The organism is Qipengyuania marisflavi, from assembly GCF_005884405.1.
Lineage (GTDB): Bacteria > Pseudomonadota > Alphaproteobacteria > Sphingomonadales > Sphingomonadaceae > Qipengyuania > Qipengyuania marisflavi.
Genome location: NZ_VCAO01000001.1, coordinates 394617 through 407635, shown reverse-complemented (window position 1 = coordinate 407635; position 13019 = coordinate 394617). Strand labels below are relative to the sequence as shown.

Annotated in this window: 14 protein-coding genes; all 14 read left to right on the top strand. The window is 60.3% G+C overall.

All coding sequences use genetic code 11. The features are described 5' to 3' along the window. Window positions 1-13: 13 nt before the first annotated feature. The 14 genes from FEV51_RS02030 (at window position 14) to nuoI (ending at window position 13011) form a co-directional block, all read left to right on the top strand. Window positions 14-1444, top strand: coding sequence for a coniferyl aldehyde dehydrogenase (locus FEV51_RS02030; protein WP_138615562.1), 1431 nt, complete (start codon window positions 14-16; stop codon window positions 1442-1444). Beyond that, window positions 1441-2703, top strand: a complete 1263-nt coding sequence (locus FEV51_RS02025) for an SMP-30/gluconolactonase/LRE family protein (protein WP_138615561.1) — start codon at window positions 1441-1443, stop codon at window positions 2701-2703. Before FEV51_RS02030 ends, FEV51_RS02025 begins: the two co-directional genes overlap by 4 nt. Before the next feature lie 156 nt (window positions 2704-2859). Then, on the top strand, window positions 2860-3234 hold the full coding sequence (gene ndhC / locus FEV51_RS02020) for an NADH-quinone oxidoreductase subunit A (protein WP_138615560.1): 375 nt from the start codon (window positions 2860-2862) through the stop codon (window positions 3232-3234). A gap of 1 nt (window position 3235) precedes the next feature. Then, window positions 3236-3790, top strand: a complete 555-nt coding sequence (locus FEV51_RS02015; RefSeq protein ID WP_138615559.1) for a NuoB/complex I 20 kDa subunit family protein — start codon at window positions 3236-3238, stop codon at window positions 3788-3790. 10 nt (window positions 3791-3800) lie between these two features. Further along, window positions 3801-4727, top strand: a complete 927-nt coding sequence (locus FEV51_RS02010; RefSeq protein WP_138615558.1) for an NADH-quinone oxidoreductase subunit C — start codon at window positions 3801-3803, stop codon at window positions 4725-4727. Then, window positions 4724-5278: a hypothetical protein gene (locus tag FEV51_RS02005; protein ID WP_138615557.1), complete on the top strand. Its 555-nt coding sequence runs from the start codon at window positions 4724-4726 to the stop codon at window positions 5276-5278. The genes FEV51_RS02010 and FEV51_RS02005 overlap by 4 nt, the downstream gene beginning before the upstream one ends. Continuing rightward, complete coding sequence (locus tag FEV51_RS02000; RefSeq protein ID WP_138615556.1) at window positions 5275-6486, top strand: NADH-quinone oxidoreductase subunit D; 1212 nt, start codon at window positions 5275-5277, stop codon at window positions 6484-6486. The genes FEV51_RS02005 and FEV51_RS02000 overlap by 4 nt, the downstream gene beginning before the upstream one ends. A gap of 127 nt (window positions 6487-6613) precedes the next feature. Next, window positions 6614-7285 (top strand): NADH-quinone oxidoreductase subunit NuoE, encoded by a 672-nt coding sequence (gene nuoE, locus FEV51_RS01995; protein ID WP_138615555.1) that lies wholly within the window; start codon window positions 6614-6616, stop codon window positions 7283-7285. Continuing rightward, entirely contained in the window at window positions 7282-7422 is a 141-nt protein-coding gene (locus tag FEV51_RS13095) for a hypothetical protein (RefSeq protein ID WP_171033007.1), read from the top strand. Before nuoE ends, FEV51_RS13095 begins: the two co-directional genes overlap by 4 nt. Continuing rightward, window positions 7422-8726 (top strand): NADH-quinone oxidoreductase subunit NuoF, encoded by a 1305-nt coding sequence (gene nuoF, locus FEV51_RS01990; RefSeq protein ID WP_138615554.1) that lies wholly within the window; start codon window positions 7422-7424, stop codon window positions 8724-8726. The genes FEV51_RS13095 and nuoF overlap by 1 nt, the downstream gene beginning before the upstream one ends. Beyond that, window positions 8723-9466, top strand: coding sequence for a hypothetical protein (locus FEV51_RS01985; protein WP_138615553.1), 744 nt, complete (start codon window positions 8723-8725; stop codon window positions 9464-9466). Before nuoF ends, FEV51_RS01985 begins: the two co-directional genes overlap by 4 nt. Beyond that, on the top strand, window positions 9459-11468 hold the full coding sequence (gene nuoG / locus FEV51_RS01980; RefSeq protein ID WP_138615552.1) for an NADH-quinone oxidoreductase subunit NuoG: 2010 nt from the start codon (window positions 9459-9461) through the stop codon (window positions 11466-11468). The genes FEV51_RS01985 and nuoG overlap by 8 nt, the downstream gene beginning before the upstream one ends. Then, entirely contained in the window at window positions 11465-12526 is a 1062-nt protein-coding gene (gene nuoH, locus FEV51_RS01975; protein ID WP_138615551.1) for an NADH-quinone oxidoreductase subunit NuoH, read from the top strand. The genes nuoG and nuoH overlap by 4 nt, the downstream gene beginning before the upstream one ends. Further along, window positions 12523-13011: an NADH-quinone oxidoreductase subunit NuoI gene (nuoI, locus tag FEV51_RS01970; RefSeq protein ID WP_138615550.1), complete on the top strand. Its 489-nt coding sequence runs from the start codon at window positions 12523-12525 to the stop codon at window positions 13009-13011. The genes nuoH and nuoI overlap by 4 nt, the downstream gene beginning before the upstream one ends. The last annotated feature ends 8 nt before the right edge of the window (window positions 13012-13019 follow it).

Below are 13019 nucleotides of genomic sequence, written 5' to 3'. Positions count from 1 at the left end.
AACGGAGAGTATAATGGCCGACGATCAGACGAGCGTGATGGAAGCCGTCCTGCGCAAACAGCGTGCGGCACACAACCAGATGCGGCCCGAACCAATGAAGCTGCGCAAGGACCGCGTTGAGCGGGCGATGAAGCTGCTCAAGGAACACGCCGACGACCTGTGCAAGGTGATGAGCGCCGATTTCGGCAATCGCAGCCCGCAGCAATCGATGATTACCGACATTGCTGGCACGGTCAGCTTCGGCAAATATTGTCTCAAGAATATGGAAAAATGGTCACGGCCCGACAAGCGCCATGTCCAGTTTCCGCTCGGCCTGCTGGGGGCCAAGGCCGAGGTGCGGTACGAACCCAAAGGTGTGATCGGCATTCTCAGCCCATGGAATTTCCCGGTCAATCTGACGTTCGGCCCGTTGATGCAGATATTTGCCGCAGGCAACCGGGCGATGATCAAGCCGTCCGAATTTACCGAGAAAACCAGCCTGCTCATGAAAGAACTGGTGGCGGAATATTTCACGCCTGACGAATGCGTCGTGTTCACTGGCGGGCCAGAAGTGGCGCAGGCCTTTTCGGGTATCGCATTCGACCACCTCGTATTCACCGGCTCGACCCCGACCGGGCGCAAGGTGATGGAGGCTGCTTCGGCCAATCTGGTGCCTGTCACGCTCGAACTTGGCGGGAAATCGCCAGTGATCATGGGCGAGAATGCGGACTTCACCAAGGCCGGTGAGCGCGTGGCGTTGGGCAAGATGATGAATGCCGGACAAATCTGCCTGGCACCTGACTATCTGTATGTCCCCGAAAGCAAGCAGGACGAGGCGATCCACGGCGTGTGGCAGGGGGTCGCCAATATGTACCCCGCGCTGCTCGAAAATGATGACTATGCCAGCGTCGTTACCGATCGGCATTTCGATCGGCTCCAGTCGTTGGTCGCCGATGCACGGGACAAGGGTGCCGAGGTGATCGAGGTCAATCCGGGCAATGAGGATTTTTCCAACACCAACACCCGCAAGATGCCGCTCACGATCCTCAAGAATGTCACCGAGGATATGACGGCTATGCAGGAGGAGATTTTCGGTCCGATCCTGCCAGTCAAAACCTATTCACAGATTGATGAGGCCATCGATTATGTGAACGAGCATGACCGTCCGCTGGGCCTGTATTATTTCGGGCAGGACACAAAGGAGCGCGAGAAGGTGCTGCAGAGGACAATCAGTGGCGGCGTGACTGTGAATGACGTTGTTTTCCATGTCTCGATGGAAGATCTGCCGTTCGGCGGCGTCGGCGGGAGCGGGATGGGCAGCTATCACGGCATCGAAGGTTTCCGCGAGTTCAGCCATGCCCGCAGCGTCTATACGCAGTCGAGACTCGACATCGCCAAGCTCGGCGGGTTCAAGCCGCCTTATGGTTCGTCTGCAGACAAGGCTGCAAAAGCGCTGATGAAATGAAGGCGCTGGCCGTTCTTGCTGCGGCTGCGCTTGCGCTGGCGGGATGTTCTGGTGGAGCAATGCCTGTCAGCGTGGGTGTAACGCCCGCTCAGGAATGGACGGCCACCGACGCATTGACGGGCAAGATTTCAGATGTCGCCGGGCTGGTGGCTCTTGCCCGCAATTTTCCCGATAGCGGGTCTGTGCGCTTACGATTGCTGAACGCGCGGCTGGGCTCTGACGATCTGGCGGGCAGCTTTGACGATCTCGTCTGGCTGACAGCGCGCGGCTACCGCTTTGGTGATGCCGCGCGCGAGCAATTGCTGTGGATGTATGAGGGCGCGCAACGCGACGCGCTCGCTGCCGCTTTCGCAAACACGCCGCCAGTTATTGTGACCAGTCGGACGCTGGCGACAGTTCCGGCAAAGGCATTGCTGGTGGAAAGCGTCATCCGCGATCCTGCAAATGGTCGGTTGCTGGTAACCTCGGTGCTTGGCAAGCAGGTGTTTGGCCATGCACCCGACGGCGGTTTTCGCGGGGTATCCCCCACCGGAGCCGATAATCTGAGCGGTATTGTCCGCGACCAGACAACGGGCGCGGTTTGGGTCTCCTCGGGAAATATCGACCAGTCGACGGATAGTGTGCCGGGGTTCGCCGGCCTGATCCAGCTGACACCTCTTGGCGCGAAAGCTGTGCGCATGGCAGCGCCCGATGGCGCCAGCCCCTCGGACCTCGCGATTGGACCGGACGGGATGCTCTATGCCAGCGACCCGATCACTGGCGCGGTCTATCGCGGCAAGCGTGGCGCGAGCGATCTGGATACGCTCATCCCCGCAGGCAATTTGCGCTCACCCCAAGGCATCGCAGTCGATCCCGAGGGACAATATCTGCACGTCAGCGATTATCGCTATGGATTAGCGCGCTATGACTTTCAGACGGGCGCGCTGACACGCGTTCGAGTGAGCGAAGGCCTCATGATCATACTCGATGGGATCGACGGGCTTTGGCGGCACGGTAGCGAATTGATCGCCATGCAGAACGGCACCAGCCCCATGCGGATCGCCGCGTTCAAGCTCTTGACAGATGGCCACCGGATTGTTGGCCACCGCATTCTGGAACAGGCGAATCCGGCCTGGACCGAACCGCTTGGCGGCTCGGTCGACAGCGGCGAACTGGTCTATGTCGCGAACGGCCAGTGGGACGTCTTTGGCGATGACGGCGTCGTCCGCGAGGGTAAGCAGCCGAAACCCACAGAAATCAGAGTGCTGCCGCTGGATTGACCACGCCGATTGTTTCGCCGCGGCACTGCGTCCGATGCAACCAATTGTGCGTGAATTGCGCCTTTCCCGCCCTTGCACCGCGCGGGCGAGGGGCCTAGAGGCGGGGCCAAACACGCCTCCTGTGATGGAATCGCCTGCACCGGCAAGGAAAACTACGTGGTCGACCTCGAACAATATCTCCCGATCCTGATCTTCCTGTTTATCGCCGTTGGCTTGTCCGCGCTCTTCGTGTTTCTGCCGATGGGCGTGGCACGGTTGACCGGCGCGCACAGCCCCGATGCGGAAAAGCTTAGCGAGTATGAATGCGGCTTCCCCGCCTTCGAGGATCCGCGCAGCCGCTTCGATGTACGGTTCTACCTGATCGCGATCCTGTTTATCATCTTCGACCTTGAAGCAGCGTTCCTGTTCCCCTGGGCGGTCAGTCTTGATCTCACCGGCTGGGCGGGGTGGATCACCATGATGGTGTTCCTGTTCGAACTGCTGGTCGGGCTTGCCTACGCCTGGAAAGTCGGCGCGCTGGAGTGGGAATGATATGAGCACCTCCAGCATCATCATGCCGCCTGCGGCACAGGGCGGCGAAGTGCGCCATCCCGATGCGGACTATTTCCGCGCGGTCCAGACCGAGGTGAATGACAAGGGCTTCCTGGTCACCAGCACCGAAGATCTGTTCCAGTGGGCACGCACCGGCAGCCTGTGGTGGATGACATTCGGCCTGGCCTGCTGCGCGGTCGAGATGATCCACGTCAACATGCCGCGCTATGATATGGAGCGGTTTGGCGTCGCCCCGCGCGCCAGCCCGCGCCAGAGCGATGTGATGATTGTCGCCGGCACGTTGTGCAACAAGATGGCCCCGGCATTGCGCAAGGTTTACGACCAGATGTCGGAGCCGAAATACGTGATTTCGATGGGCAGCTGCGCCAATGGCGGCGGCTATTATCACTACAGCTACAGCGTTGTGCGCGGCTGTGACCGGATTGTTCCGGTCGATATCTATGTGCCCGGATGCCCACCCACGGCAGAGGCGCTGCTGTATGGCGTGATGCAATTGCAGCGGAAAATCCGCCGCAGCGGCACGATCGAGCGATAGGGGCGAGGGCATGGCAACATTGCATTCCGCACCGCGCTTTTCCGCGATTGAGGGGCTGAAGGACACGCTGGCCACAGCGCTTTCGGCCCATCTGGTCGAGGCGGGTGAAGAGCATGGCGAGCTATCTTTCACGGTTGAGCGTGACAGCATCGAAGACGTCCTGCGCACGCTGCGCGATGATTTCGACTATCAGCAGCTCATGGAAATTGCCGGGGTGGATTACCCCGCACGGGCTGAGCGGTTTGAAGTGGTTTACATGCTGCTCAGCCTGACCAAGAACAATCGCATCATGGTCAAGCTGGCCGCCAGTGAAGACACACCGGTGCCCACGGTCACGACCTTGTGGCCCAACGCCAACTGGCTCGAACGTGAAGTGTTCGACATGTATGGCGTGCTGTTCGCGGGCCATCCTGATCTGCGCCGCATCCTAACCGATTATGGCTTTGAAGGGCATCCGTTCCGCAAGGACTTCCCGCTCACCGGCTATACCGAGCTGCGCTATTCCGAAGATCTGAAACGCGTGGTTTACGAGCCGGTCGAGCTTGCTCAGGACCTGCGCCAGTTCGATTTCATGAGCCCGTGGGAGGGCGCAAATTACGTCCTTCCGGGTGACGAGAAAGCGGCCACTCCGCCGGTTGACGAGCCCAAGACGACCGAAAGTCCAAAGCAGACCGGTGCTGGCAAGAAAACCGATGCGAAGGCTGCGGAAAAGGTCAGCAAGGGCGCTCCGGCAGAGGACGACAGCGGCAAGGCCGATGCGCCGCCGCCTGAACCGACCGAAGACCGTCCATCACGCAAACCCCGCAAGGGCAAGACCACAGACACCAAAGCGGCTACCCAGCCAAAGGCCAAAAAAGCTCCTACGAAGAAGAAGCCTGCTGCCAAGAAGCCCGCCGCCAAGCGCGCTACGCCCAAGAAGAAGGATGCTGACGAATGATTGGCCGCCTGACTTTTCCCGCCGCGCTGCTGATGCTCGCAGCGTGTTCGCAGCAACCTGCCGAGCAGGAGAGCGCCGACGACTTCGCCGCGCGCATCGGGGGTGAAGCCACGGCTGAGAGCACCAGCGCCGCCAATGATCCATCGCAGCCGACGATGGATATGCCCAACAAGGCACAGGCCGCCCCGCCAGCGGGCGCTGATGTGACGCAGCTGGAACAGCTGGGCGATGTCGGCGGGGTCAACCTCGGCCCGCGTGAGGGTGGCTGCACATTCATGACCGGCGGTAAGGAAATGATCATCGCCGCTGGCCTGCGCGACAAGGGCATGAGCGGTAAGGGCGTGATCCGCGTCGGCGATGGCCTGGTGCTGCTCGACAGCGGCCCCGGCGGCCTCGACCGGATCAAGCGCGGCACGAACTTTTCGGGCGAAGGCGTGACGGTCACTGTCTCGCCCGCCGCAGGTGAGGCCCAGACCCGCCCCGCAAATGTCACTGTGACCGGCGCGGATGGCAAGGCGGCAAGCTACTCCGGCAACTGGATCTGCGCATGAGTATGCAACTCGAACAGTCGCCCACAACCGGCGACGAAGTCATCAGCAATTACACGATCAATTTCGGGCCGCAGCACCCTGCGGCACATGGCGTGCTGCGCATGGTGATGGAGCTGGACGGCGAGATTATAGAACGGATCGATCCGCATGTCGGCCTGCTGCATCGCGGCACGGAAAAGCTGATCGAGCACAAGACCTATCTGCAGGCGCTGCCCTATTTCGATCGTCTCGATTATTGTTCGCCGCTGTGTCAGGAGCACAGTTACGTTCTGGCTATCGAGAAGATGCTCAACATCGAAGTGCCGATCCGCGCGCAATATCTGCGGGTGCTGTTCGCCGAGCTGACACGCATTTCCAACCACATGCTCAACATCGGCGCGCACGTCATGGATGTTGGCGCAATGACGCCCAATCTGTGGGTGTTCGAGCTGCGCGAAGATACGCTCAATTTCTTCGAGCGCGCGGCGGGCGCACGGATGCACATGGCATGGTTCCGGCCCGGCGGCGTGCATCAGGACGTGCCGCTCAAGCTGCTGACCGATATCGGTGACTGGCTCGATGGCCGCCTGCCCGAACTGTTTGGCGATGCGATGAGTCTGGTGCTCGACAATCGCATCTTCAAACAGCGCAATGTCGATATCGCCGTGGTCAGCAAGGAAGACGCAATTGCCTGGGGCTTCTCCGGCCCTATGATCCGCGCGGCGGGCATCCCGTGGGACCTGCGCAAGTCGCAGCCCTATGATGTGTATGACCGGATGCACTTCGACATTCCCGTCGGTACCAATTCGGACTGCTATGACCGCTTCGTGGTGCGCGTGAAGGAAGTCTACGAGAGCGCCAAGATCATCAAGCAGTGCCTTGCGGAAATGCCTACCGGCCCGATTGCGAGCGATGACCGGAAGGTGTCGCCCCCCAAGCGCGGCGAAATGAAGCAATCGATGGAAGCGTTGATTCATCACTTCAAGCTCTACACAGAGGGCTTTCATGTGCCCGCTGGCGAAGTCTACGTGGCGACCGAAAGCCCCAAGGGCGAGTTCGGCGTCTATCTCGTGTCGGACGGGTCGAACAAACCCTACCGCTGCAAAATCCGCCCGACCGCCTTCAGCCACCTGCAGGCGATGGACTTCATGTCCAAAGGCCACATGCTACCTGATGCGACCGCGATTCTCGGCGCAATCGACGTGGTGTTCGGGGAGTGTGATCGGTGAGTTGGCTTTACGACAAAAAGGTCGGTCGAGTAATCTCGACAGTTTTTGTGATTATCGGGATTTACGCTTCAATTCGCTATGGTGCGGAATGGGCCTATGAGCTCGGCAAATTCGTCGGATCGAACTGATGGCTGACCGCGCCCCCGCACCCGATACGCCCGAACTGCGCGAGCGGTGGGGGTCGTTCGCCTGGACCGCCGAGATTGCGGCACTCGCGAAGGAGATCGTCGCGCGCTATCCCGAGGGGCGGCAGCGCTCGGCGGTGATGCCGCTGCTCGATCTGGCGCAGCGACAGGTCGGTGCGGAAACCGATACGCAGGGCTGGCTGCCGCTGCCGGTGATCGAATATGTCGCTGACTATCTCGATATGCCCGCCATCCGCGTGCTTGAGGTTGCCAGCTTCTATTTCATGTACAACCTTGTTCCGGTTGGGAAATTCCACGTGCAGGTGTGCGGCACGACACCGTGCATGCTGCGCGGGTCGGATGCTCTGTTCGAAACATGCAAGGCGCGCGGGATGCGCAAGGGCCATGTCTCGGAAGACGGGCTGTGGACGCTGACCGAGGTCGAATGCATGGGCAATTGCGCCACCGCGCCGATGGTCCAGATCAATGACGACAATTTTGAAGATTTGACGCCCGAACGCCTCGACACCGTGCTCGACGCGCTGGCCAAGGGTCAGAATCCTAAGGCAGGCACGCAGGAGCCGGGTCGCCATACGTCCGAGCCTTCGGGCGGACCGACCACGCTGACGGACATGGTTGAAGAGAACCACGATTATCGGGACGAATGGGCATGACTATCACCACCATCCTGATCGCGCTGGTCGTGATTTTCATCGCCTGGAAAGTGCTCACCGGCATGATCAAATTCGGCCTGATCGCTGCGGTCATTCTTGGCGCGCTGTATTTCCTCTCGCAGGGAGGCGCGTTCTGATGCTTCAGGACAAAGACCGCATTTTCACCAATCTCTATGGCTTCCAGTATTGGGGCCTGAAAGCTGCGCAGCAGCGCGGCGATTGGGACGATACCAAATCCTTGCTAAGTCGCGGACAAGATACGATAATTGAAGAAATGAAGGCCAGCGGTTTGCGCGGGCGGGGCGGGGCGGGCTTTCCAACTGGCCTGAAATGGTCATTCATGCCCAAGGAAAGCAAGGATGGCCGCCCCAGTTTTCTGGTCATCAATGCGGACGAAAGCGAGCCAGGCTCCTGTAAAGACCGGGAAATCATCCGCCACGATCCGCACAAGCTGATCGAAGGAGCGCTGGTCGCTGGCTATGCCATGCGGGCGCGGGCGGCGTATATCTACATTCGCGGTGAATATATCCGCGAGGCCGAAACACTGCAAAAGGCTGTCAATGAAGCGTATGATCAGGGACTGATCGGCAAGAATGCTTGTCGTTCGGGGTATGATTTCGACGTGTTCGTCCACCGCGGCGCGGGCGCTTATATCTGCGGCGAAGAAACCGCGATGATCGAAAGCCTTGAAGGCAAAAAGGGCCAGCCCCGGCTCAAGCCGCCATTCCCGGCCGGCGCGGGCCTGTATGGCTGCCCGACCACGGTGAACAATGTGGAAAGCATTGCGGTGGTCCCCACGATCCTTCGGCGCGGTGCCAGCTGGTTCGCGGGATTTGGGCGTGAAGGCAATGCGGGCACCAAGCTGTTCCAGATCAGCGGCCATGTCGAAAAGCCCTGCGTGGTCGAGGAAGAGATGAGCATCCCGTTCAAGGATCTCATCGAAAAGCATTGCGGCGGCATCATTGGCGGGTGGGACAACCTCCTCGCGGTGATCCCCGGCGGTTCCTCGGTACCTCTGGTGCCGGCAGACCAGATCATGAATGCGCCGATGGATTTCGATGGACTGAAAGAGGTCGGCTCGGGACTGGGCACGGCGGCGGTTATCGTGATGGACAAATCCACCGATATCGTCCGCGCGATCAGCCGCCTCAGCTATTTCTACAAGCACGAGAGCTGCGGCCAGTGCACGCCCTGCCGCGAAGGCACGGGCTGGATGTGGCGCATGATGGAACGCCTGCGCACCGGCGATGCAGCGATCGAGGAGATCGATATGCTGCAGCAGGTCACCAAGCAGGTGGAAGGCCACACCATCTGCGCGCTGGGCGATGCCGCAGCATGGCCGATCCAGGGCCTGATCAAACACTTCCGCCCCGAGCTGGAGCGGCGCATTCACGAACACAACGCGCAATTTGCGCCTGCAACCTTGGAGGCGGCGGAATGAGCAAATTTCTCGCGATCATCCTTGCCGCAGCAGTGGCTTATCCGGTGCAGGCGCAGCAGGTGCCCTTCCCGGAAAGCGATCTGGCAACCGGCACCCGTTTCAAGCGGCTGCCGGAAAATGTCGCGCGTGATGAATCGCGCATGATGCAGAAGCGCATCGTGAAATGTTCGGTTTACCGAAACAAGGATCTGGCGCGGCAAATTCTGATCAACAGCGATCCCGTTACCATCGATTTTGTCGCGCTGGACGTGGACAAAGATGATTTAATGGACGAGCTGGACATCAGCGATTGCATTGGACGGTCAATGAAAAATTCGACCTATCGTATGCAGATGCGATTTCAATATCAGACGTTGCGCGCGCTGATGGCGGAAGAAGTATATCTGATGGATTTCAACGCCCCGCCGGCCCCGGCTGCAACCGCTGGGACCGCCGTGTCTGGCCGTAGCAAGGACCGGTTGGTCCATCCCCGTGCCGAACAGATTGCCGGGCTGGCCGACTGCCTGGTGTTTCACGGACCGGCAGCAGCCGATGCTCTGCTGCGCTCGACCATCGCCTCTGACGCTGAACACGAAGCGATTGAGGCATTGTATCCCGCGCTGCAAAGTTGCGGAATGAACAGCACCGAAGAGGTGGTTCTGGATTATTCGATGGTTCGCCAGGTCATCGCAGATGGATTGTGGACACGCAGCCATTATGGCGATGAAGGCAGCCCGCAAGCGAGTGAAGACGATGCCTAAAGTCACCGTAGACGGCCAGGAAATCGAAGTTCCGGACGGCGCGACCGTGTTGCAGGCTTGTGAGCTGGCGGGGAAGGAAATTCCGCGCTTCTGCTATCACGAACGTCTCAGCATTGCGGGCAATTGCCGGATGTGTCTGGTCGAAGTGAAGCCCGGCCCGCCCAAGCCGCAGGCCAGCTGTGCGCTGCCCGCCACCGATGGGCAGGAAATCCGCACCGACAGCGAAATGGTCAAGACCGCGCGGGAAGGGGTGATGGAGTTCCTCCTGATCAACCATCCGCTCGATTGCCCGATCTGCGATCAGGGCGGCGAATGCGATCTGCAGGACCAGTCGGTGGCGTATGGCCGCGGCGGTTCGCGTTATGACGAGAACAAGCGCGCCGTTACTGAAAAGTACATGGGGCCGCTGATCAAGACGGTCATGACCCGCTGCATCCATTGCACCCGCTGCGTGCGCTTCTCCGAGGAAATCGCTGGAGTCGATGAAATCGGCGCGATTGGCCGCGGCGAGGATATGCAGATCACGACCTATCTGGAGCAGGCCGCCGAGCACGAGCTGTCCGCCAATGTGATCGATCTGTGCCCGGTCGGCGCGCTGACCAGCCGCCCTTATGCCTTTGAAGCGCGTCCGTGGGAGCTGAAGAAAACCCACAGCATCGACGTGTCCGACGCGGTCGGCGCGAACATCCGGCTCGACAGCCGGGGCCGCGAAGTGATGCGCGCGCTGCCGCGCAACAATGACGACGTCAACGAAGAATGGTTGAGCGACAAGGGCCGCTATATGGTCGATGGTCTGGGCAAGCGCCGCCTCGACCGCGTGTTCATCCGCAAGGGCGGCAAATTGCAGCCCGCCGATTGGGACAGCGCATTCAAGGCGATTGCCAAGTCCAGGCCGCAAGGCTCCATCGCGGCGATTGCCGGCGATCTGGTCGATTGCGAAACCATGTTTGCGGCCAGCACGCTGGTGAAGGCGCTGGGGTCCGACCTGCTCGAAGGCCGCCAGACCGGCATGGATTATGCGGCGGACAATCTGGCGGCGGTGGCGTTCAATTCCACCTTTGCCGGGATCGAAACCGCTGACGCCATTCTGATTGTGGGCAGCCATGTCCGCTGGGAAGCTCCGCTGGTCAATGTGCGCCTGCGCAAGGCGGCCAAACGGGGTGCCAAGATTTTCGTGGTCGGCCCTTTCTGGGATACGACTTATCCCGCGCATTTCATCGGCGATGATGTGTCGGTGCTCGACAATTTGCCCGATGAGGTGGCCGACGTGTTTGAGGGTGCAGAGCGCCCGGCGATCATCATGGGCGGTGCGGCACTGGCGCAAGGCGCGCTGGGTGCGGGCCTTGCCTTTGCCGCGCAATTCAAGCTGACGCGCGATGGCTGGAACGGCTTTAACGTGCTGCATTTCTCCGCTGCACGCATGGGCGGGCTGATGCTTGGCTATGCGCAAAAGGGCGGTATTGCCGACATCGCCGCCGCCGCACCGAAGGTGGTGCTGGCATTGGGCGCGGACGAGGTTGACTGGTCGCAATTTGGCGGCAGCCTGAAGGTCTATATCGGCCATCACGGCGACAAGGGTGCCCATGCGGCCGATATCATTTTGCCCGCCGCATCCTTCGCCGAGAAAGACGGCACCTACGTCAATACCGAGGGCCGGGTGCAGTTCGCCGAGAAAGCGGTCTTCGCCCCGGGTGATGCGCGTGAGGACTGGACGATCCTGCGGGCATTGGCGGACGCGCTTAAGGTATCGGTTGGCTTCGACAGTTTTGCAGAATTGCAGAGCGCCATGATCGCCGCCGTTCCTGCCTTGGGTGAAGAGGGTCTGGCGGATTATGGCACGCTGCCCAAAGCCGATGGCAATGCCACGGTTGACGGCGCAATTTCCGCTTATCCGATCAAGGATTTCTACCTCACCAACGCCATCGCCCGCGCGAGCGAAGTGATGCAGCGCTGCTCGGCAGAATTGCTGCACGGCGGCGAATTCGCGGAGGCCGCGGAATGACCGAGACGTTTCAATCCTGGGGCATGTCCTATGAATGGGCGTGGGGTCTGGCCACCATCAGCGGCATTCTGCTGATTGCGCTGCCGCTGATGCTGGCGGTGGCGATGATCATTTATGTCGACCGCAAGGTGTGGGCGGCGATCAATCTGCGGCGCGGTCCCAATGTGGTCGGCCCGTTTGGCCTGCTGCAAAGCTTTGCTGACGGGCTCAAGGTGTTCCTTCAGGAAACCATCATCCCCAGCGCGGCGAACAAGGGCATCTTCATCCTGGCGCCGATTGTCACCTTTACCGTGGCATTGGCAGCGTGGGCGGTGGTGCCGTTCAGCTCGACCGCCGTGCTGGCCGATATCAATGTCGGCCTGCTCTACATCCTCGCGATCAGCAGCCTGTCGGTTTACGGCATCGTGATGGCGGGCTGGGCTTCGAATTCGAAATACCCGTTCTTTTCCGCCATGCGCGCCGCCGCGCAGATGATCAGTTACGAGGTTGCGATCGGCTTCATCCTGATCTGCGTCGTGCTGTTTGCCGGGACGTATAACCTCAACGATATCGTCCGCGCTCAGGAAGGCTTCGGCTTTGGCCTGATCAACGCCTATGTGATCCACCCGCTGCTGTTCCCGATGTGGGTGATGTTCTTCATTTCCAGCCTGGCCGAAACGCAGCGCGTGCCCTTCGATCTGACTGAGGCCGAGAGCGAACTGGTCGCGGGTTATCAGACCGAATACAGCTCGATGAGCTTCGCGCTGTTCTGGCTGGGTGAATACGCCAATATCCTTCTGATGTGCGTGCTCAATGCCATCCTGTTCTTCGGTGGATGGTTGCCGCCGCTGAACATCGATCTGATCCCGTGGTTCGACATTCCCGGCATCGTCTGGCTGTTGCTCAAGACGTTCTTCTTCTTCTTCATGTTCAGCTGGGTGATGGCGACCGTACCGCGCTATCGCTATGACCAGCTGATGCGCCTTGGCTGGAAGGTGTTCCTGCCGATTAGTCTGGGATTTGTAGTTGTGATCAGCGGGTATCTGATGGCGACCGGCCACTATGGAGCTGCCGCATGACTTCGGTCGCACACCTCATAAAATCGTTCACCCTGTGGGAGTTCGTGAAGGCGCACGCGCTGACGCTGAAGTATTTCTTCAAGCCCAAGGTGACGCTCAACTATCCGTTTGAGAAAAACCCGCTGTCCCCGCGCTTTCGCGGCGAGCATGCGCTGCGCCGTTATCCCAATGGCGAGGAACGCTGCATCGCGTGCAAGCTGTGCGAGGCGGTGTGTCCCGCGCAGGCGATCACGATCGAGAGCGAGCCGCGTGACGACGGCAGCCGCCGCACCACGCGCTATGACATTGACATGACCAAGTGCATCTATTGCGGGTTCTGTCAGGAAGCCTGTCCGGTGGATGCCGTGGTCGAAGGGCCGAACTTTGAATACGCGACCGAAACGCGCGAAGAACTGCTGTATGACAAGGCGAAACTGCTGGCCAACGGGGACAAGTGGGAGCGGGCAATCGCCGCGAACCTTGAAGCCGATGCGCCGTATCGCTAGGGGCCGCG